Source organism: Catelliglobosispora koreensis DSM 44566, assembly GCF_000379685.1.
GTDB lineage: Bacteria > Actinomycetota > Actinomycetes > Mycobacteriales > Micromonosporaceae > Catelliglobosispora > Catelliglobosispora koreensis.
This window is the reverse complement of record NZ_KB903291.1, coordinates 329614-348351: the sequence shown is the minus strand read 5'-3', so window position 1 is coordinate 348351 and position 18738 is coordinate 329614. Positions and strand designations below refer to the sequence as shown.

The 18738-nt window shown below is 67.6% G+C and carries 29 protein-coding genes; 15 read left to right on the top strand and 14 right to left on the bottom strand.

Going from position 1 to position 18738, the window contains the following annotated elements:
• Positions 1-20: 20 nt before the first annotated feature.
• Positions 21-1139 carry a tyrosine-type recombinase/integrase gene (locus tag A3E1_RS43550; protein WP_020525289.1) on the bottom strand — a complete coding sequence of 373 codons (1119 nt, stop codon included), beginning with the start codon at positions 1137-1139 and terminating at the stop codon, positions 21-23.
• A 138-nt stretch (positions 1140-1277) separates the two neighbouring features.
• The gene (locus A3E1_RS0133945) at positions 1278-2252 is read right to left on the bottom strand and encodes a DUF4238 domain-containing protein (RefSeq protein WP_020525288.1); all 975 of its coding nucleotides are present in this window, start codon (positions 2250-2252) and stop codon (positions 1278-1280) included.
• A gap of 137 nt (positions 2253-2389) precedes the next feature.
• Between A3E1_RS0133945 and A3E1_RS0133940 the strand changes: the two genes are divergently transcribed.
• A complete protein-coding gene (locus A3E1_RS0133940; protein WP_169454489.1) occupies positions 2390-3244 on the top strand; it encodes an alpha/beta fold hydrolase in 855 nt (284 codons plus the stop codon).
• Between the two features lie 33 nt (positions 3245-3277).
• Here A3E1_RS0133940 and A3E1_RS0133935 read toward each other — a convergent pair whose 3' ends face one another.
• From A3E1_RS0133935 to A3E1_RS0133920, 4 genes are all read right to left on the bottom strand, one after another.
• Positions 3278-4210 carry a cation diffusion facilitator family transporter gene (locus tag A3E1_RS0133935; RefSeq protein ID WP_020525286.1) on the bottom strand — a complete coding sequence of 311 codons (933 nt, stop codon included), beginning with the start codon at positions 4208-4210 and terminating at the stop codon, positions 3278-3280.
• Between the two features lie 73 nt (positions 4211-4283).
• Positions 4284-4892, bottom strand: coding sequence for a methyltransferase family protein (locus A3E1_RS0133930; protein WP_020525285.1), 609 nt, complete (start codon positions 4890-4892; stop codon positions 4284-4286).
• Positions 4889-5608: a cation diffusion facilitator family transporter gene (locus A3E1_RS0133925; protein ID WP_020525284.1), complete on the bottom strand. Its 720-nt coding sequence runs from the start codon at positions 5606-5608 to the stop codon at positions 4889-4891. The genes A3E1_RS0133930 and A3E1_RS0133925 overlap by 4 nt, the downstream gene beginning before the upstream one ends.
• Positions 5605-5910: an ArsR/SmtB family transcription factor gene (locus A3E1_RS0133920; protein ID WP_040392707.1), complete on the bottom strand. Its 306-nt coding sequence runs from the start codon at positions 5908-5910 to the stop codon at positions 5605-5607. The genes A3E1_RS0133925 and A3E1_RS0133920 overlap by 4 nt, the downstream gene beginning before the upstream one ends.
• A 173-nt stretch (positions 5911-6083) precedes the next feature.
• Between A3E1_RS0133920 and A3E1_RS0133915 the strand changes: the two genes are divergently transcribed.
• The 5 genes from A3E1_RS0133915 to A3E1_RS43545 all read left to right on the top strand — a co-directional run bounded on the left by A3E1_RS0133915 (position 6084) and on the right by A3E1_RS43545 (position 8626).
• On the top strand, positions 6084-6494 hold the full coding sequence (locus A3E1_RS0133915; RefSeq protein WP_026209091.1) for a hypothetical protein: 411 nt from the start codon (positions 6084-6086) through the stop codon (positions 6492-6494).
• Positions 6495-6577: 83 nt separating this feature from the next.
• A complete protein-coding gene (locus A3E1_RS0133910) occupies positions 6578-7693 on the top strand; it encodes a sulfite exporter TauE/SafE family protein (protein WP_020525281.1) in 1116 nt (371 codons plus the stop codon).
• Entirely contained in the window at positions 7690-7911 is a 222-nt protein-coding gene (locus A3E1_RS0133905; RefSeq protein ID WP_020525280.1) for a heavy-metal-associated domain-containing protein, read from the top strand. The genes A3E1_RS0133910 and A3E1_RS0133905 overlap by 4 nt, the downstream gene beginning before the upstream one ends.
• Entirely contained in the window at positions 7908-8381 is a 474-nt protein-coding gene (locus A3E1_RS0133900) for a DUF2752 domain-containing protein (RefSeq protein WP_020525279.1), read from the top strand. Before A3E1_RS0133905 ends, A3E1_RS0133900 begins: the two co-directional genes overlap by 4 nt.
• Positions 8378-8626 carry an SHOCT domain-containing protein gene (locus tag A3E1_RS43545; RefSeq protein ID WP_020525278.1) on the top strand — a complete coding sequence of 83 codons (249 nt, stop codon included), beginning with the start codon at positions 8378-8380 and terminating at the stop codon, positions 8624-8626. Before A3E1_RS0133900 ends, A3E1_RS43545 begins: the two co-directional genes overlap by 4 nt.
• A 120-nt stretch (positions 8627-8746) precedes the next feature.
• On the opposite strand, the gene A3E1_RS0133890 is transcribed toward A3E1_RS43545, so the two are convergent.
• Positions 8747-9154 (bottom strand): ArsR/SmtB family transcription factor, encoded by a 408-nt coding sequence (locus tag A3E1_RS0133890; RefSeq protein ID WP_020525277.1) that lies wholly within the window; start codon positions 9152-9154, stop codon positions 8747-8749.
• Between the two features lie 113 nt (positions 9155-9267).
• Here A3E1_RS0133890 and arsM point away from each other — a divergent pair, with 113 nt between their 5' ends.
• From arsM to A3E1_RS0133875, 3 genes are all read left to right on the top strand, one after another.
• Entirely contained in the window at positions 9268-10113 is an 846-nt protein-coding gene (arsM, locus tag A3E1_RS0133885) for an arsenite methyltransferase (protein ID WP_051105235.1), read from the top strand.
• A 73-nt stretch (positions 10114-10186) separates the two neighbouring features.
• A complete protein-coding gene (locus A3E1_RS0133880) occupies positions 10187-10531 on the top strand; it encodes a PadR family transcriptional regulator (protein WP_020525275.1) in 345 nt (114 codons plus the stop codon).
• Positions 10513-11196: a hypothetical protein gene (locus A3E1_RS0133875; protein ID WP_020525274.1), complete on the top strand. Its 684-nt coding sequence runs from the start codon at positions 10513-10515 to the stop codon at positions 11194-11196. Before A3E1_RS0133880 ends, A3E1_RS0133875 begins: the two co-directional genes overlap by 19 nt.
• On the opposite strand, the gene A3E1_RS43540 is transcribed toward A3E1_RS0133875, so the two are convergent.
• Positions 11150-11695, bottom strand: coding sequence for a hypothetical protein (locus A3E1_RS43540; protein ID WP_020525273.1), 546 nt, complete (start codon positions 11693-11695; stop codon positions 11150-11152). The two genes, A3E1_RS0133875 and A3E1_RS43540, sit on opposite strands and share 47 nt — an antisense overlap.
• Positions 11696-11819: 124 nt before the next feature.
• Here A3E1_RS43540 and A3E1_RS0133865 point away from each other — a divergent pair, with 124 nt between their 5' ends.
• The 3 genes from A3E1_RS0133865 (at position 11820) to A3E1_RS43535 (ending at position 13707) form a co-directional block, all read left to right on the top strand.
• Positions 11820-12494, top strand: coding sequence for an arsenate reductase/protein-tyrosine-phosphatase family protein (locus A3E1_RS0133865; RefSeq protein ID WP_020525272.1), 675 nt, complete (start codon positions 11820-11822; stop codon positions 12492-12494).
• 20 nt (positions 12495-12514) lie between these two features.
• Positions 12515-13162, top strand: a complete 648-nt coding sequence (locus A3E1_RS0133860) for an arsenate reductase ArsC (protein ID WP_020525271.1) — start codon at positions 12515-12517, stop codon at positions 13160-13162.
• A 71-nt stretch (positions 13163-13233) separates the two neighbouring features.
• A complete protein-coding gene (locus tag A3E1_RS43535; RefSeq protein WP_211216044.1) occupies positions 13234-13707 on the top strand; it encodes a YdeI/OmpD-associated family protein in 474 nt (157 codons plus the stop codon).
• On the opposite strand, the gene A3E1_RS0133850 is transcribed toward A3E1_RS43535, so the two are convergent.
• Positions 13704-14096, bottom strand: coding sequence for an ArsR/SmtB family transcription factor (locus A3E1_RS0133850; RefSeq protein ID WP_020525269.1), 393 nt, complete (start codon positions 14094-14096; stop codon positions 13704-13706). The two genes, A3E1_RS43535 and A3E1_RS0133850, sit on opposite strands and share 4 nt — an antisense overlap.
• 39 nt (positions 14097-14135) lie before the next feature.
• On the opposite strand from A3E1_RS0133850, the gene merB reads away from it, so the two are divergent.
• A complete protein-coding gene (gene merB / locus A3E1_RS45400; protein WP_157631907.1) occupies positions 14136-15107 on the top strand; it encodes an organomercurial lyase in 972 nt (323 codons plus the stop codon).
• Positions 15108-15137: 30 nt separating this feature from the next.
• Here the strand turns inward: merB and A3E1_RS0133840 are convergent, their stop codons facing one another.
• Positions 15138-16193, bottom strand: coding sequence for a flavin-containing monooxygenase (locus A3E1_RS0133840; protein WP_020525267.1), 1056 nt, complete (start codon positions 16191-16193; stop codon positions 15138-15140).
• A gap of 72 nt (positions 16194-16265) precedes the next feature.
• Between A3E1_RS0133840 and A3E1_RS0133835 the strand changes: the two genes are divergently transcribed.
• Complete coding sequence (locus tag A3E1_RS0133835) at positions 16266-16574, top strand: ArsR/SmtB family transcription factor (protein WP_040392557.1); 309 nt, start codon at positions 16266-16268, stop codon at positions 16572-16574.
• Here A3E1_RS0133835 and A3E1_RS0133830 read toward each other — a convergent pair.
• From A3E1_RS0133830 to A3E1_RS0133815, 4 genes are all read right to left on the bottom strand, one after another.
• Complete coding sequence (locus tag A3E1_RS0133830; protein ID WP_020525265.1) at positions 16571-16981, bottom strand: arsenate reductase ArsC; 411 nt, start codon at positions 16979-16981, stop codon at positions 16571-16573. The two genes, A3E1_RS0133835 and A3E1_RS0133830, sit on opposite strands and share 4 nt — an antisense overlap.
• Positions 16982-16983: 2 nt before the next feature.
• Entirely contained in the window at positions 16984-17715 is a 732-nt protein-coding gene (locus tag A3E1_RS43525) for an aquaporin (protein ID WP_020525264.1), read from the bottom strand.
• Entirely contained in the window at positions 17712-18020 is a 309-nt protein-coding gene (locus A3E1_RS0133820; RefSeq protein WP_020525263.1) for an ArsR/SmtB family transcription factor, read from the bottom strand. The genes A3E1_RS43525 and A3E1_RS0133820 overlap by 4 nt, the downstream gene beginning before the upstream one ends.
• Positions 18021-18106: 86 nt before the next feature.
• Positions 18107-18472 (bottom strand): ArsR/SmtB family transcription factor, encoded by a 366-nt coding sequence (locus A3E1_RS0133815; protein ID WP_020525262.1) that lies wholly within the window; start codon positions 18470-18472, stop codon positions 18107-18109.
• Between the two features lie 86 nt (positions 18473-18558).
• Between A3E1_RS0133815 and A3E1_RS47540 the strand changes: the two genes are divergently transcribed.
• Complete coding sequence (locus A3E1_RS47540; protein WP_157631906.1) at positions 18559-18711, top strand: hypothetical protein; 153 nt, start codon at positions 18559-18561, stop codon at positions 18709-18711.
• Positions 18712-18738 lie beyond the last annotated feature (27 nt).

Sequence of the window (18738 nt, the reverse complement as noted above, 5' to 3'; positions counted from 1 at the left end):
GCGCGCCGATGACGTCGCCTTCAAGATCTTTGCCACGCTTGATCGCCTGTGGGCGAGATTCGGGTCCTGACCCGCTCGAATGCCTCGACGATCTGGTCGTCGGCGTCGGGCAGGTTGTGCAGGTAACGTTCGGCGGCCTGGATGCTGGCCTGGTTGAGCCGCTTCTTGACGTCGGCGACGGTGGCGCCGCCGACGAGCAGCCAGGTGGCGTGGGCGTGCCGCAGGTCGTGGAACCGGACCGGGAACGGCAGCCCGGCCCGCCGTAGTGCTGGAAGCCAGTGGTTGATGCGGAAGATCGTGACCTCGATGTGCCCGTCGCTGCTGGTTGGCTTCGTCGGCCGGTCGTGGCGTAGTTGCCGGCGTCGTCTGCGGTAGGCGGACATCGCGTCGCGGCAGTCGTCGCAGCGGCAGCCGGAGCTGTAGGCGCTGGTGGTGCCATGCCGCCGTATGTCGGCCAAGCGTGGACCTGGCTCTTTCCGGCGTCTCGGCCGGGTGATGATAAGCATGTCGGCGTGGAAGAGCAGGTCCTTGCGACGCAGCCGGTGGGCGAGGATGTGCTCGGTAAGTTTCCCGGCGAGATCCGCGCTGATCTTCACGCGGTGGCGGGTCCGGTTCTTGGTGTGGTTCTTGATCAGGAACCGTTGGCCGTCGGGGTGGAACTGGCGGGCTACGACGACCACGGTGCGGTCGATGGCCAGCATCCGGGTGGCGGGGTTGAAGTCGCAGACTCGTAGTTCGGTGAGTTCGCCCCAGCGCAGTCCGGTGGACACGGCGGTTTCGGCCATCAGGCGGGCGACGGGGTTGGTGAAGGCTGCGGCCAGGGTGTCGAACTGCTGCGGGGTGAGGACCTGCAGTGGTGGTGGTCCAGCAAACGGGGTGCGCAGTCCTCGGCAGGGGTTGAGGTCGATCAACTCATCGAGCACCGCGGCTTGCAGGACGGCGCTCAGAAGATTCTTCAGCCCGCGCAGGGTTGCGGGGGCGATGCCGGCTTTGGTGCTGGCCGCGACCCACAGACGGATGTCCAGGCGGCGGATCTCGGGGATGAGGATCGGGCCGAAGACGGGGATCAGGTGGGCGTGGAGCTGGTAGGTGTAGCCCTGCCGGGTGGTGGCCTCGATGACGTGGTTGGGCAGCCACACGTGCAGCGCGTACTGCTCGAAGGTGATCTCAGTGGGCAGGTGGGCGATGGGTTGCCGGTCAGGTGAGTAACGAGCTCATACCTTCTGGACTGGCCTCGGCCGATGGCATGACGTGGGCTGGGCGCAAGGGACGGCGGGCTACCTCCGTGCGGGAAGGTTGGCGCGGATGAAAGTCTCTAGCCCGCTGCCGGGCCTGAAGTACACGTGGTGGGCGGCGCTGCGGATCTGGTGCCAGTTCATCGCGTCGGTTTGTTGGCGATCCAGGGTCAGGTAGGTGTCGTTGTCGCCTAGTGAGATCAGGCATTGCGGGGTGAGCGGCAGTGCGACCGTGATGGCCTCCTTCAACCCGACTCCATCGCGCAGGCCGAGGCGGCCGTGTTCGGCGATGGCCAGTGCGGGTGCGTCGGAGATCAGGAAGTCGCCGGTGTCGGTGGTGCTGATTTCGAGCCCGTGGGCGGTCACCGCAGATGAGGCGAGACGATAGAGACGCTCCAGGCTCTCCCGGAAGTAGGCGTCCTGTTCCTTCAGGGCGAGGTGCGGGGCCATTGCCTCATCGATGAGGGCTTCCAGACACCCGGGGCCGGGGACAAGCCCATGGAACTGTGTGACGAAGGCGCGTTCGGTGACCGCTCGTTGCTCGTGCAGGAATGAGTGGCGCAACTGCGTGACCCGTACATCCCAGATCCCGTCAAGGTAGGCGCGGATGTGCACGCTGCGCACGTGATGCATGACGATCGCATTCTTGAGCACCTCGACGGTGGCGGGATCGGCCAACGCGGTCTGGGTCAAGCAGGCGTCGATGGCTGCGGGCAGCCGGTCCTCAGTTTCCTTCCATACCTGCTCCATTGAGGCGGAGGCGTAGCGCACGAAGTCGCTGACGTAGCCGCACCCCTTGGGTCCTTTGAATCTGATCGTGGCCTCTGGCCAGTCCAGGTTGAAATCCGCCAGATGGCCCCTGGCGGCGCCCGCAACAGGAACAGGGTTGCCGAAGCGCTTCAGGATGGCCTTGGTGACCACGTGCTGCTTGCCCACGTGCTGGTGGGCGAGTGGCTGCAACGCCCGGATGCGGTCGAGCGTGGGGTTGGGGGTCGGCGTTGGCACGACGAGGGTCACCGGTCAATGTTCGCAGCCGGGTGCGACAGGATCCTTCGATATTCGCGGTGCAGGCATCCGCCAGGTCGGGACTGAGGAGCGCCCGAACCGCCCTGGGGTGGTGGCTGGACAGAGGTGGTTACCGTGCGGATCACCATTTGCGCGATGTTCGGGGGTTCGCAGTGCAGGTCATGGAAGTCAACGGGATCACGTTGGGGGTTGAGCGAACGGGAGACGGTCCTGCGGTGCTGCTGTTGGGCGGGACCGGTATGCCGCCGATCGCGTGGCAGATGTGCGGCCTGGTTGACGCCCTTGCCGCGCAAAGGTTTCAGGTGGTGTCGTATGCAGCCCGTGGGGTCGCGCCGTCTGCGGCCCCACCTGGCCCGTACACGATTGTGCAGCTGGCCGGTGACGCTGCGGGGATTCTCGACGCGTTGTGCCTGGGCGAGGTGACGGTTGTCGGGTATTCGCTGGGGAGTTTCACCGCCGAATGGCTGGTCCGGACGCGTCCGGACTTGGTGTCGCGGATGGTGTTGCTGGCCGGTGCCGGGCCGATGTCGCCGCTGCTTTCAGCGGTGGTGCAGATTGAGGCTGATCTCATCGGAGAATATGGGAGGATCCCGGCGGCGGCGGCCAAGCTGCAAACACTGCTGACCGGTCTGCCTCCCACCATGTTGCGTGACGATCCGGGCACGGTGTCGCAGTGGCTGGGAATGCTGGACATGCAGGAACATGTGTGGGCGTCGGTTGATGGGGAGAACGGGCAGTCGGCGGCGTCTTACGGTTGGCTGCATGACCCGGACCGGATGCCGGCGTTGAAGGACATCACGGTGCCGGTGCTGGTGGCTTCGTTTGAACATGACCTGTATTTCCCGCCGCACATCTGCCGGCAGGCGGCCGAGCTGCTGCCCGCAGGCGAGTTCGCCGTCATCGGCGGCGCGGCTCATGCCGGGCTGATGACCCATCCCGAGCAGACCACCCGCGTGATCGTCGACTGGCTCACCCGGCGGTAAACCCTATGGGCGCTTGACTTTCCAGGTGTCTGGTCATGGGTGGGTGGGGTGTTCGTGGCTGGCGTGCCCGGCTGGTTCGAGCTGGAAGGTGGAGTGTTCGACGTCGAAGTGCCCGGCGATCCCGGCTTGCAGTGCGTCGAGGAGCTGGGGTGCGTGGCCGTCGTGGAAACATTCGTCTTCGACCACGACGTGGGCGGAGAGCACGGGCATGCCGGAGGTGACGGTGTGCACGTGCAGGTCGTGGACGTCCAGCACGTGGTCGAGTTGTGTGATGTGGTTGCGCAGGTGTTGCAGGTCAAGGTTTTCCGGTGCTGCCTCGAGCAGGATGTTGGTGGCTTCGCGGAGCAGTTTGATGGCACGCGGGACGATGATCAGTCCGATGAGGATGGACACGATTGCGTCGGCGCGGGTGTAGCCGGTGGCGGCGATGATGATCGCTGCGGCCAGCACGCCCAGTGAGGTGACGGTGTCGGTGGCGACTTCGAGGAAGGCGCCTTTCATGTTCAGGCTGGCGTCACGGGCGCGGTAGAGCAGGGCGACCGCGGCGAGGTTGCCGACAAGGCCGATGAGGGCGAACACGGCCATCCCGCCGGGCTGCACGGCGGATGGGGTGATGAGGCGGCGGATGCCTTCAGTGAAGATGTAGACCCCCATGCCGGTGAGGATCAGGCCGTTGATCGCGACGGCGAGGATTTCGGCGCGGGCCCAGCCGAAGGTGCGTTTTCCCTTTGCGGGGCGGGCGGCCAGCAGGGCCGCACCCAGGGCTAAGGCGACCCCGCCGGCGTCGGCCAGAACGTGGCCGGCGTCGGCGAGCAGGGCCAGCGAACCGGTGATGAACGCCCCGGCCAGCTGGACGGCGAAGATGGTGCCGCTGATGGCGATCGCGGCGACGAGTAGTTTGCGGTGCTGCCCGGTCGTGGTGACCGCGTGTGTATGGCCGTGATCGTGGCCGTGTCCGGCTCCCACAGCTGTGTCCTTCCAGGTTCTGGGCGTGGCAGACCAGCCCTGCCGTCGCGTGGGGTGAAGTCTTGTTCGACGTTTAGCGGTGGCGCAGCAGTCCGAGTCCGGGGATGAACCGGCCGGTGCGGGTCGTGTACGCGGTGTAGGCGCTGCCGTGGGTGCGGTGCAGGTAGGGTTCCTCGACCACACGGACCTGCACTTCGATCGCGGCCAGGAGTGCCGCGAAACCCAGCACCGCAACAACGTTTCCTGTCATCAGGGTCAGCCCGGCGCATCCGGCCAGGAACGCGGTGAAGATCGGGTTACGGACGACCGAGAACGGGCCCCCGGTCACTAGGGCGGTGCGTTCGGCGGGATCGACACCGATACGCCATGAGTCACCCATCGCCAGCTGCGCCGCCAGCGTCGCTGCGATCCCGGCTACGGCGAGCACGACCCCTGCCCACCGCAGAACGGGAAAGTCCAGTGGCGGCAACGGTTGGAGCCCGGCCAGCCCGGCCACGGGTGCGGCGGCGCACAAGCCGACCGCGCCCAGGAAGCCGATTTTGGCCCACCAGCGCAGTCCGCCGACGGGTCCGGCGTCCAGGCGCAGCCCGGTGTCGCGGGTGCGCCGCCACTGCACCAAGGTGCGGTAGCCGAACGCCACCAGCAGAAACACCAGATACAGGGCGAATGCGGCCAGGTTCACCGGGCACCGTCCACAGCAGACGATGCGGGGGAGGGGGCGTTGTCGCAGCAGCCATCTGCGCAGCCGCTGTCACCGTCCCCGCCGGTGATCGGGGCGCAGTCGGCGCAATGCTCACCCCGCCACGCTTCGACGCCTTCCTTCACCGCGACACCGGCGATCACCAGCGCTGCCACCGGGTCGGCCCACGACCAGCCGAACAACGCGTTCAATCCCAGCCCGACCAGCAGGATCGCCGACAGATAGGTGCACAGCAGGGTTTGCGTCGAGTCGGCCACCACGGTGGCCGAACCGAGCTCGCGGCCGGTGCGGCGTTTGGCCCACACCAGCAGCGGCATCACCACCACGCTCACGGCGGCCAGGATGATCCCGACGGTGGAGGTTTCGGCTTCGGCGCCCAACAGCAGCGCCCGCCCCGATCCGAACACGATGTACGCGGCCAGGAGGAAGAACGACAGCGCGATCAGCCGCAGCGCCAGCCGTTCGCGGGCTTCGGGCAGCCGCGAACGGAACTGCCAGATCACCACCAGCGCCGAGGACACCTCGATGAACGAGTCCAGCCCGAACCCGATCAGCGCCGTGGAAGACGCGGCGGCACCGGCGGCGATCGCGACAATGCCCTCAAGGGTGTTGTATCCGGCGGTGGCATACGCCAGATGCAGGCTACGGCGGTTGAGCTGCTGGCGGCGCTGCGGCGTCAGAACGGTCGGGGTGCTCATGCCGGCTGCTCCACGTGGTCCTCGACGCACTCGGCATCCGAGTCGACCGCCAGAACGATGCCGAGCAGATCCGCCAGGGCGTGGGTCAGGCGGGGATCGGCGATCTCGTAGCGGACCTTCTTGCCTTCCCATATCGCCACGACCAGGCCGCAGCCACGCAGGCACGACAGGTGGTTGGAGATCTTCGACCGGGACTCGCCGAGCCGGTCTGCCAGCTCACTGGGATAGGCGGGCCGGGCGGTGAGCTCGACCAGGATGCGGCAGCGGGTCTCGTCGGCCAGCGCCCGGCCGACCCGTCCCATCGCGTCAAGATGTGTCGCAGCTTTCAGCACGAACACGATGATACAGATATCGCTGAACTATTCAAGATCTGTGCGGCAGGTCCAGTGGAGGCCCAAGGGTAGGTGGGTTCCTCGCTGCGGGGTCGCGGTCGCGGCTGGGCCTTGGCGCGTGCTGGTGTCGTATCCTGGCCGGTATGCGCTCCACGATGCGGACACCAGCGGGCATGCCGCTGCGTGCCCTGATCGTGGCGCTGCTGCTGACTGGGTTCGGTCTGTGGCAGGCATGGCAGTGCACCGACGGGATGATGACCTCCCCGATGGCCGCCACCACCATGTCCGCCACGATGACGGCTCACGACCTGCCCACCGGTCACGGCGCCCAGCCCGCAAATGCGAGCCCGGACCAGCCTGACCCGGGCATGCCCGCCGGGATGGCGGCCTTGTGTATCAGCGTGCTGGCCAGCTTCGCCGCGGCGCTGATCGTGCTGGCTTCCCCGTTGAGGCTGCTCGGGCTGCTGCGCCGGCTGGGCCAGGTGCTGTTGCGCCCCATCGAGATGCCTGTGCGGGCTCCGGTGCTGGCGCAGTTGTGTATTTCGCGCACGTGAGGGAAAACCGCCCCGATTAATCCACGACTGTGGATGGATTTTGTGTGTGGTTGTTTCTCTTCGTGCGAAAGGCTTCTTGAAACGTGTCTACGAGTCTGATCTCTGTTCTGCTGCTCGGCCTGCTGGCCGGCGGCGTCTCCTGCGCCGCGGTCCAAGGCGGTCTCCTCGCCGGGCTGGTGTCCCGGCAGCAACCCACCCCCGCCACCGCGGTTTCGGGCAAACGGCCCCGGGCCAGGAAAGGCACACCACCAGCACCGCCGGCGAGTTTCGGCGATGACCTGGCCCCGGTCGGCGGGTTCCTGGCCGGGAAACTCGTCTCCCACACCCTGCTCGGTGCGCTGCTGGGCCTGGCCGGCACGGCGGTGCAACTGTCGGCGCACATCCGGGCGATGGTGCAACTCGGCGCCGGAGTTTTGATCATCGTGATGGGGCTCGGGCAGCTCGGGGTACGCGGCTTCACCGGCCTGGTGTTCACCCCACCCGCCTCCTGGACCCGGCTGGTGCGTGGCCGGGCCCGGTCCCAGTCCGCTTTGGCCCCAGCGGTGCTGGGGGTGTCGAGCATTCTGATCCCGTGCGGGGTCACGCTGTCGGTGATGGCCCTGGCAGTCGCGTCCGGATCACCCTGGCAGGGCGCGCTCATCCTGGCCGTTTTCGTCATCGGCACCGCGCCACTGTTCACCCTCCTCGGGTATGCCGCTGCCCGCGCCCGCCGTACTCAGGGCCCGTGGCGTCAACGCCTCGCCGTGGCCACCGGCCTGGTCGTGCTCACACTCGGGGCGTACACGTTCAACGGAGGCCTGGAACTGACCGGCTCACCACTGGCCGCCAGCCAGCTCGCCTCCACCCTCGGCCTGACCGGCGACGACGCCGCCGCAGCCAACACACCGGAAACCCGCGAACGCGTCACCGTCGCCGACGGGAAACAGACCGTGATCGTGACAGCCACCGAAGGCTCCTATGCACCGGGAGAACTTGACGTGGCAGCAGGATTGCCCACCACCCTGATCGTGCGATCGCAGAAAGCACAAGGCTGCATCCGTTCGTTTGTCATCCCCAGCCTGGGAGTGGAGAAGATCCTGCCGGTCAACGGCGACACCAGCATCGACCTCGGCATCCTGAAACCCGGCCGGCTCGCCTACTCGTGCGGCATGGGCATGTACACCGGCAAACTCACCGTCACCACCAAGGCGGCATCATGACCACCTACCTGTTCACCGTGACCGGAATGCATTGCGCCTCCTGCGGCATGCTCATCGACGAAACCCTCGAAGACGACATCGACGGCGTCACCCGCTCGGAAACCAGTGTCCGCAAAGGACAGACCACCGTGACCGCCGCCGAACACGTGCAGGTGGACACGATCGTGGCCGCGATCGCACAAGTCGGCTACCAGGCGAGGCTGGAGGCCACCTCATGAACACTGCCTGGCACGCGCAACCCGTGACGCGCAGGCCGTGGTGGTGGCGGCTCGGCCCCGCCGCGATATGGCTGCTGCTGGCCGCAGCCAGCGCGTGGGTGCTGGCGTTCAACCCCACCGACCGCATCGCCGACCCCACCGGGCCGTGCCTATGGCATGCCCTCACCGGCATCAACGGACCGACGTGCGGCGGTACCCGTATGTTCTGGTATCTGTTGCACGGCAACCTGATCCAGGCCGCACGCCACCACCTCGCCGCCCTGATCGGCATCCTGTACGGCCTCTACGCGTTGATCGCCTGGACTGCCGCGGCCTACGGCGGCCGGCGTCTGCCGTTGTGGAGACCGGGCGGCAAAGCCATCGCTGTCTACGTCGGCCTTTTCCTGCTGTACGCGGTGGTGCTGCGCAACCTGACCGTCGAGCCGCTTGCCTGGTTCAACATTCCCAACCTCGATGGAGGTGCCAGATGATGATGCACGGCACCGGAATGCTCATGATGTTTTGGACGGGCCTGGGCATTCTTGTGGTTATCGCCGCCGTGGCAGCGATCGTGGTGTGGGCCGTCCGCTCCACCAGCCACGCCAACCCCGTGATGCCGGATGTGGCACAACAGATTCTGGCTCGCCGATACGCTGCGGGTGAGATCGATGACGAGGAGTATCAGCGGCGCCTGCGCGTGCTGCGCGGCCAGCCATCAGGCCTGGATGAAAGGTGAAGGGTTTGTGCCCGGCGGGGAGAGGGCCGGGCACAGAGTTAGGCGGGATCTGGTTGCCGCATTCTGCAGTAGCAGCCCTTTGTGCGGGCTGCCTGACTGAGCCTTCTCAGGTGCCGTGCCCTAGTGCTGTTTGCTGGAGGTAGCCTCGTGCAGGCACCAGCCGAGGTCAAGCAGCGCGGGGACGCAGGAGTCGACGATGCGATAGAAGACGCTGTTGCCGTCGCGGCGGGCGGCGATGATGCGCTGGTCGGCCAAGCGCTGCAACTGGTTGGAGACGGCTTGCTGGGTCATGCCGAGCTGGGCGGCGATGTCGCTGACGCGGACTTCGCCTTCGCGGGCGATGACGTGCAACAGCCGCAGCCGGGTGTCGTTTCCCAGGATCTTGAACAGCGCAGCGATCCCGATGGCCCGTGCGGGGTCCATGACGGGGCGTTCGGCCAGTGGCGGATTGCCCGTCGGCTGATCCAGCACGGTCAGCGCCCTGCGGGCGGCTCGTGTGCCGTTTTCCTGCTGGTCTGCCTTGCCCATCCCCACACTCCTACACTAATACACGAGTTTGTGTAATAGTTGTGCTAGCGCGCTGGTCCCTTGCCTGGCATCCATGATGCCGGGTTCCCCTCATGTTCTGGGAGTTGACCATCATGAGCACTGGCACCGACTCGAACCATCCGCCGCTTGTCCTGGCGGCTGCGACCGCGCAAGAGATCGCCACTCAGGTCAGAGACACCTACGCCGCTACCGCCCGCACCGTGCTGTCCGGAAATGCCACGAGTTCCTGCTGCGGCACGTCCGGCTGCTGCGAACCCGCGACTCACCCATCCTCGGCGGACGAGGCCGGGAGTTGTTGCAGTGAACCGGTTTTCGGTGCCGGCCTCTACGGCGGCACCGACACCACGGGGCTTCCCGCTGCCGCACTGGAGGCCAGCCTCGGCTGTGGCAACCCCCTGACGGTCGCCGATCTGCACCCGGGGGAGATCGTGCTGGACCTGGGCTCCGGCGGCGGTATCGACGTGCTGCTGTCAGCGCGCCGGGTCGCTCCCGGCGGCAAGGCCTACGGTCTGGACGCGGTGCCGGAGATGCTGGAACTGTCCCGCCGCAACGCCACCGAAGCGCAGGTGTCCAATGTAGAGTTCCTGGAAGGCCAGATCGAAGACATCCCGCTGCCGGACGCAGCCGTCGATGTGGTGATCTCCAACTGTGTGATCAACCTGTCGGTCGACAAACCCGCCGTGTTCGCCTCCACCTTCCGGGTGCTGCGCCCCGGCGGGCGGTTCGGCGTCTCCGACGTCGTCGCCGCCGACCACCTCACCCCCGAACAACGCGCCGAACGCGGCGGCTGGGTCGGCTGCATCGCCGGAGCCCTGTCGGTGGCCGAATACCGCCAGCACCTGGAAGCGGCCGGGTTCACCGCCGTGGAGATCACATACACCCACGAGGTCGCCGACGGCATGCACGCCGCGATAGTCCGCGCGGTCAAACCCGCCTGACCCTGCTGGGCGGTGGGCCAGGTCAGGGTCGTAGCCTGCCGCACCGCCCACACCAGGGGTAGTGTTGCTACCTATGAGGGCCGAGGCGCTGAAAGGGCATCTGGACGGGCTGCTGCTGGCCGTCCTGGAGTCCGGCCCGGCACACGGGTATGCGGTGATCGAGGTGTTGCGATCAGTCAGCGGCGGTACCTTCGACCTGCCCACCGGGACTGTTTACCCGGCGCTGCGCCGGCTGGAGGAAGACGGGCTGGTGGCCAGCGCGTGGGACCAGCCACCGGGGGAACGTAAACGCCGCGTCTACCAGCTGACCGCCCCCGGGCGAACCGCTCTTGCCACACACCGGCAGGGGTGGCAGCGGTTCTCTGGCGCGGTCACCGCGGTTCTGGCCGGTGAGACGTCATGGGTTCCCGCGAACTGACCGCCACACTGGGCCTGCCCGCCGAAGCCACATCGGTGATGGCCGACTATCTGTCCACACTGGACGCGGCGCTGCGGCTGCCACGCCGGGAACGCACCCGCATCCTCACCGAAACCGCCGACACTCTGGCCTGCGAGGTCGAAACCGCTGTAGCCGCAGGGCATTCACCGGCGCTGGCCGCGCATGACGCGGTATCCCGGTTCGGGACACCGCGGCTGCTGGCCGGGCAGTTCGCCGCGGCGATCATGCCGGGGATGGCGCGCCGCACCGGACTGGGCCTGATCATTTCCGGGCCACTGATCGGCGGCGTATGGCTCGCCGCGGCCGGGCACGGGCCGGGGCTGCCTGCCCGGATCGTCTCGGTGCTGGACATGGCGCCGGTGCTGCCGCTGCTGCTGGCTTTCACCATCGCCTGCGCGGTGTTCGCGATTGCCGCCGGGCGCAGGAGGCTGCGGGCTGTCCTGCCGGTGGTCTGGGCCTGGCGGGCGGCGCGGCTGGCGGCGGCGGGTTGTGTGGTGGCTGATGCGGTCCTGCTGACAGCGGCTGCCGGCCAGCTCGCCGGCACGCCGATCGTCGCCATCGCGGCGCTGCTGAGCGCGATGCGCCTGACTGCTGCGGCTACCGCGTGGCGGCGCCTGTGGCGCTTGCGCGTGGCCGGGTACTGATCCCGGCCTTGAACCGGCGCAGCGCCCACCAGATCAGCGGAATGCCGACGGCGGCGGGCAGCACCCAGAAAGCCCAGTGCGGCAGACGTTTCCACAACGGCAACTGCGGCCCGTTGTCCACATAGAACCCTGTCAGCAGCGCGATGTAGGAGCCGCCCATCCCGATCGCATGCCGCACCGGCCAGCCCGGCCGCCGGTGCACCCGCGAGCGCCACCCGAACCACGCCAGCCCTGCCGCGACAAGCGCGACCAGGAACAGGTGCCAGTTCTCCCGCCACCGGATCACCGACATCACCGACGCCGTCACGAACACCACGCCGATACCCCACAGGTAGACCTTGCCCGCCTTCGGATGACGGCCGGGGTGCTTACGTGCGCTGGCGGCAAGCGCCCCACTGGTCACGCAGGTCAGCCCAGCAGCGATATGAAACGCCAGCGCGGTCAGGAACACCGGCCCGGCGTCCGGGATCTCCAACCCGAAGATCGTGATGGTGTTCATCGGCTCCCCCTGTGGACGCGAGCGCTCACTGGAAAGCGTAGCAACCCGATACGTAGTAATGCTACCTATAGTTCAGTGGTTGTTCATTTGACCGTAGAGCATCACCTCAATACATTTTGACTCAATGAGTACTGAGCTTTCGTTGACGGCGCGGGCGCGGATCCATGCGGCGCTGGGGGATCCGGCCCGCCTGGCCATCGCCGACATCCTGGCTGCCGGGGACGCGTCCCCAGGCGAGATCGGCGCACGGCTGGAGCTGCCGACCAACCTGGTCGCCCATCACCTCAAGGTCCTCGAAGACGCAGGGGTGATCGGCCGGTCACGGTCGGAGGCCGACCGGCGGCGCACGTATGTGCGGCTGCGCCCGCAAGCGCTGTCGGCGTTGCGTTCCCCGGCGTTGTCCGCGCCGCGGCGGGTGGTCTTTGTGTGCACTGCGAACTCGGCCCGGTCGCAGCTGGCGGCGGCGTTGTGGTCGGCGGCCAGCACGGTCCCGGCCGCGTCGGCCGGGACGCAGCCCGCGCCGCGGGTGCACCCGAAGGCGGTGCGCACGGCGAAACGTCATGGCCTGCACCTCGATCCTGACCGCACCTCGCGGCTCGGCGAAGTCGAGGCCGACGGGGATCTGGTGATCGCGGTGTGCGATCACGCCCACGAGTCGTTGCCTGCCAACGTCTTGCGGCTGCACTGGTCGGTGCCCGACCCGGTCCCGGCCGGCACCGACGCCGCGTTCGAGGACGCCTACGCCGACCTGGCCGCGCGCATCTCCCGCTTCCACCCCGTTCTGGAAAGCCCCTCCTGACCCGCCTTTGGAGCAGTGTCATGACCATCCCCGCCTCGGATCTGACCATCGACCAGCAGCTCGCTCTGCGCACCGCAGCGACACATCTGGCCGCCGACTTCGCCGGGATCTACGGCCCGGAGACCATCGAGAAGTTCCTGACCTCCTCCTACGACCGGTTCGCCGCCCGCTCCACGGTGACGCACTTCCTGCCGTTGATCGCCGAGCGGTTCGCCCGCCAAAGGCTGCGCGCGCTGGCGAAGGTGGAGGGCAAGCATCATGACGGCAAACCAGTCGCGTTGTTCCTGTGCACGCACAACGCCGGCCGCTCGCAGATGGCCTTGGGGTTCTTCCAGCACCTCGCGGGCGACCGGGCGGTCGGCTGGCCGGGCGGCTCCGAGCCCGGGATCTCCATCAACCCGGCCGCGATCGAAGTCATGGCCGAGGCCGGCGTCGACATCACCGGCGAATATCCGAAACCGTGGACCGATGAGGTCGTCCGCGCCGCCGACGTCATCATCACGATGGGCTGCGGCGACGCCTGCCCGATCTTCCCCGGAATCCGTTACGAGAACTGGGACCTAGACGACCCCGCCGGACAGGACGTGGACGCGGTGCGCCCGATACGGGACGAGATCGAACGCCGGGTGCGCCAGTTGCTCGGCGAGATGGGCGTTGCCGCAGGATAGCTGGGAGGCGGTCGGACAGGGAGATACTGTTCCCGCTTTGGGGCCGCCGGTGGGCGTGGCAGCATGGGCTGGTGACGGTGAAACGTTTCCGCACAATGCTGCAGCCGTTGCCGCGGGGCGGTGGCCTGGTCGTGGTGCCGTTCGACCCCGACCTGGTGTGGGGGGTCAAGCCACGTCATCCGGTCACCGGCACGATCGGCGGGCGTGGGTTCCGCGGGGTGATCGAAACCCGCGATGGTGTGCACGGCTTTACCGTCGGGCCTGCGTGGCTGCGTGGTTGCGGCGGGGTGGCCGCCGGTGGCGAGGTCGAGGTGGAGCTGGTGCCGGAGGGCCCGCAGCGCGGGGATCTGGATGCCGACATCGCCGCCGCGTTGCAGGCAAGTCCGCAGGCGGGGACGTTTTTTGACGGTCTGGCCCAGTTTTACCGCAAGGCGTTTCTGCGCTGGATCGACGGCACCAAACGCCGCCCGGACGAGCGGGCCCGCCGGATCGCCGAGATGATCACCTTGTTGGAGGGCGGGCATAAACAGCGGCCTGGCACCTAGCTGGCTGCGGCGGGCGGGATGCGGTGGCAGGCGCACAGAGCCTCGCGGTTGTCGGCGGCCAGGATGTGTGCCAGCGCGACCAGCTGGGCGACCCTGGGTTCGGCGACGCGGTAGAAGGTGTGTTTGCCGACGCGGCGGGCCTGGATGTAGCCGCAGTCGGCCAGGCACGCCAGGTGGGTGGAGACCCTCGACTGTGCCAGCCCGATGTGCTGCACGCATTCGGTGACGGTGTGCTCGTCGTGCAGCAGGAATCCCAGCAGCCGCAACCGGGCCGGATCACCCAGCGCGCGGAAGAACTTCGCCACCACCGCCACGGCATCGCCTTCGGCAGGAAGCATCACCCTGCCAGGGTGTGCCGTCAGGCTTAATTGTGCGGTCACGGTCTGCATCACTCGATCATATCCGCTTAGGCGGATATGATGGCGGGCATGACACCAGCCGCCATCCCGCAGGTCGAACTGCTTCTGGTGCCCGAATGCCCGCACGCAGACGCCGCACGGGCGGTGTTGCGCGAAGCGATCGCCGCCCTCGGCCTCGACATCGAAGTCACCGAGCGGGTCGGTGACTTTCCCTCGCCGACGGTCCTGGCCGACGGGATCGACGTGATGACCGGGCTTGCGGCGGTCGCCGGGGCCGCGTGCCGCCTGGACCTGCCGACCGCTGCCCGGGTCGGGCAGGCACTGACCGCAGGCCCCGGCACCGGGCAGGTGCCGTATCCGGCCGAACTGGCTGTCGGGGTGACCCGTGACCGGATCTCCACCGTGTCGGCAGCCGCCCGCACCGTGCACAAACAGATTCTGGGCTGGTTCGCCGCCCACGGCCACGCCCCCAGCCGCGCGGAACTGTCCGGCAGCAGGGTGTCCGGTGCCGAGCTGGACGGGTTGCTCGATGAGCTGCACGACAAGGACGTCATCCGGCTAGACGCCGACGGGGCAATCCGGGCCGCATACCCGTTCTCCGGGGTGCCGACCGCTCATGTGGTAGCCGTCGACGGCGGGCGGGCGGTGTACGCGATGTGCGCCATCGACGCGCTGGGCATTGCCCGGATGCTCGGCCGTGACGTCACCATTACCTCCCGTGACCCGTACACCGGCGCCAACGTGACTGTGTCGATCCAGGACGGCCAGCCGCAGTGGGAACCCGCCTCCACCGTCGTGTTCGTCGGCTCGGACACCAACACCGCCGTGGCCGGCCGGACCGGTGACTGCTGCCCGCCTGAAGGAGAGAGCTGCTCCGCGGCAGCCGCCGATCGATGCTGCGGTGTGATGAACTTCTTCGCCAGCACCACCAGCGCCCAGGATTGGTGGCAGGCCAACCCGGCCGCGGCCGGGCACGTCCTAACGCAGGCTCAGGCGCTGCAGCTGGGCAACGACATCTTCGGCGACCTGCTGCACTCGTAACACGCGATACGCCAGCAGGACCGGGGCGGGTTAGCGCAGACGGCGCAAGACGTGTGCGGCGTCGGGCCCGACTCCGCGCAGGGTGGCCGAGGCGAACCCGCGCTGCCATTCCAAGCCCACAAATCCCAGGCCCGCCACGGTGTGCGACACCCCCTGCCGGTGCAGCGGCACGCCGTCGCGGTCGACCGCACTCGCGCCGCTGGCACCGTACAAACCGTCCAGGTGCGACAGTGCCGGGCGGAATCCCGTGGCCAGCAGCACCACATCCACGCGCTCAGCAGAGCCGTCAGCCCAGCGTGCCTGGTCGCGGTCGAGGCGGGTGAACATGGGCCGCCACAAAGGATTTCCGCTCTGCAACGCCCGCTGGTGGTGGCCGTCGTCGAGCACCGCGACCACGCCGCGTTTGAGCAGCAGGCTGGGGCGGCCGTGGCCGAGTCTGGTCCAGTGGAGCCAGTCGTGGATGTCGCGGCCGAACGGCCGCTGTGGCAGGAACTTCACCGGGTGGCGGGAGGTCAGCGTCACCTTGGCTGTGGTGGCGAGTTCGGTGGCGATCTGCACCGCCGAGTTCCCTGCACCGACCACCACGACATGCTGTCCGGAGAACGTTTGCGGGGCAACGTATTCGGCGGAGTGCAGCACAGTTCCGAAGAACCCGTCCAGGCCAGGCAGCTCGGGGCGGTGCGGGGTGGCGAACCCGCCGGTCGCGTTGACCACCCGCCGAGACTGAAACACACGGTCCGGTGTGGACACGGTGAACACTCCGGCGTCCCATGTCGCCGAGGTGGCCGGACGGCTGGCGGCGATCTGAGCGTCGAGCCCGGCCGCGTACTTGGCCAGGTACTCGACCACCTCGTCACGTTGCGGATACCTGCCCGGGTCGCCGGGGAATGGCATGCCGGGCAACGACGAATGCCGGGCTGGGGAAAACAGGGTGAGGCTGTCGTAGAAGCGGGGCCACGATCCGGTCGGCGCCGGGCCCGCTTCGAGGATGAGCGTTTTCCAGCCGCGGCGGGTGGCGTGGAACGCGGTGGCCAGGCCGGCTTGCCCGCCGCCGACGACTATCAGGTCGTGAAGGGTGTCAGTCACATCCAGATCGTATCGTCATTTCGCGAAATTACGATACGATAGGTTGGTGAAGTGGCACACGGAGACACCGCGATGAACCCCGCCTTGAGTGAGACGGCGCAAGAATTCTTGAAAGCGCTCGCCAGTCCGGCGCGGCAGCAGATCCTGCTGCTGTTTGTCGACGGCCGGGAACGTTCCGTGGGTGAGATCGCCACCGAGGCCGGTATCGGGCAGTCGACGGCGTCGGAGCAGTTGGCGATGCTGCGCCGAGGCGGGCTGATGACCTCCCGCCGTGAGGGTAAGACGGTGCTGTACTTTCCGGACCCGCAGCGGGCAGGGCAGGCATTGGGCGAGCTGCAGCAGTTGTTGCAACGCTGCTGCCCGCCCCCGGCATCTGCTTAAGCGGGCAGGATTTCGCCGAGCAGCGTCTCGATCCGCGCCTTGATCTCGTCACGGACCTGACGCACGACTTCGATCGGCTGCCCGGCAGGGTCAGTCAGCTCCCAGTCCTCGTAACGCTTCCCTGGGAAGAACGGGCAGGCGTCCCCGCAGCCCATCGTGACGATGACGTCGGATTCCTGGGCGGTCTCGTATTCGAGTTTCTGCGGGATGTTGCCGGTGATGTCGATGCCCACCTCGGCCATCGCCGCTACGGCCACCGGGTTGATCGACTCCTTCGGGGCAGAGCCTGCGGACAGGACGCGGACTTTGTCTGCGGCGAGGTGGCGCAGCCAGCCTGCGGCCATCTGGGAGCGGCCGGCGTTGTGCACGCACACGAACAGCACCGTGGGTTTTCCAGTGTCAGACATGGTCAGGCTGCCTTTCCGGCGGTGATCTTCTCGTCAATCATGGCCGCGGTCTCCGTGGAACCAGCGGGATAGAACACGGCGATCAAACCCAGGGCGGCGAGCATGCCGATCACTTGTGCCGCGACGAAACCGGCGAGGCTGGCCGGGGCGATACCGGCGTAGGTGTCGGTGAACGCCCGCCCGATCGTCACCGCCGGGTTCGCGAACGACGTCGAGGAGGTGAACCAGTACGCCGCACCGATGTAGGCGCCCACCGCGGCCGGAATGACAGCGGTTTTGCCGTTACGCACCAGCGAGACGATGACCACCAGCAGCCCGGTGGTGGCGACGATTTCGCCCAGCCACAGATCAGTTCCTGAGCGCTCGGTGTGCGACCAGGTGACCGCCGACAGGTCGAACATCAGGTTCGCGATCACCGCACCAGCGATCGCGCCGGCGGTCTGCGCCACGGCGTACACGCCGACATCCGGCAAGGCGAGCCCCGTGCGGGAGCGCCGGCCCAGCCACCAGTCGGCAGCGGAGACGACCGGGTTGAAGTGGGCGCCGGAGATCGGCCCGAATACCGCGATCAGCACGGCGAGGCCGAACACGGTCGCGGTCGAATTGGCCAGCAGCTGCACGGCGCCGTCTTTGGACAGGCGCTGGGCCATGATCCCGGAGCCGACGACGGTGGTGACCAGGGCGGCGGTGCCGACAAGTTCAGCGGTGGCACGGCGCCACAACGGCATGCTCATGCGCACTCCCGGTAGGTCTCGGCGCTGGTGTCGGCGGCTTCGGCCAGCCCGGTCAGGTGCGCGGCGGCGGTGCGCAGGGCTTCGGTGTTGAGGTGGTAGAAGGTGAACTTGCCCCGGTTCTCGCCCCGGATGAGCCCGGCCTGGCGCAGCACCCGCACGTGATTGGACACGTTGGGCTGCTTGAGATCGAGGTCTTCCACGAGGTGGCACACGCAGGCCGGGCCCCGGGACAGCACCTGCACGATCTGCGCGCGGACCGGATCCGCCAAAAGCCCGATCACATCATTGTCAGCTGATATCAGCACCGTGTGATCTTAGAGCCGGGTCACGCTTGTTGCACAAGGGCGGGGTGTGGTTGTTCATCAGCTGTTCGTCCAGGCTCGCGGGCTCGTCACACGAGGGCGGGCTGGCTCACGGCAAGGACGGCTGCCAGGGCGCCGAGGGCGGCGGGCATCGGCCGGTACCAGATCCAGGTGCCACGGCGGTCCCCTTCGATCAGCCCGGCCTCGCGCAGCACCTTCAAGTGGTGGGAGATGGTCGGGCCGGACACGTCGAACTGCGGGGTCATGTCACACACGCAGGCCTCGCCACCTTCCGCGCTGGTGATCATCGAGAGCAGGCGCAGCCGGATCGGGTCACCGAGGGCTTTGAACATCGGGGCCAGGGACTCGGCCTGCGAGACGTCCAAAGCGGCCTGGGCGAGCGGCTCGCAGCAGGCGACGGCATCGGTGTTGAGGACCACAAGCTGTTTCGACATGCCTCTAGGTTGACAGATTTCTAAACAGGGTGCAAGCTTGCCCCTGCACGGCTGATTAGAAGAACATCTAGACAAGGATGGGCATCATGCTCGCCAAGCTTTTCCGCAAGCTCACCGCCACCGGCACCACCGAGTTCTGCGACAGCTGCGCCCAGGTCTGCACACCGCAGTGCCGCTCCCAGGCCCTCGTCCACAAGACCCGCACCCAGCAACTCACCCACCTCCCGATCATCCGCTAACCCGCGTTCCACTTCACATCCGAGGAG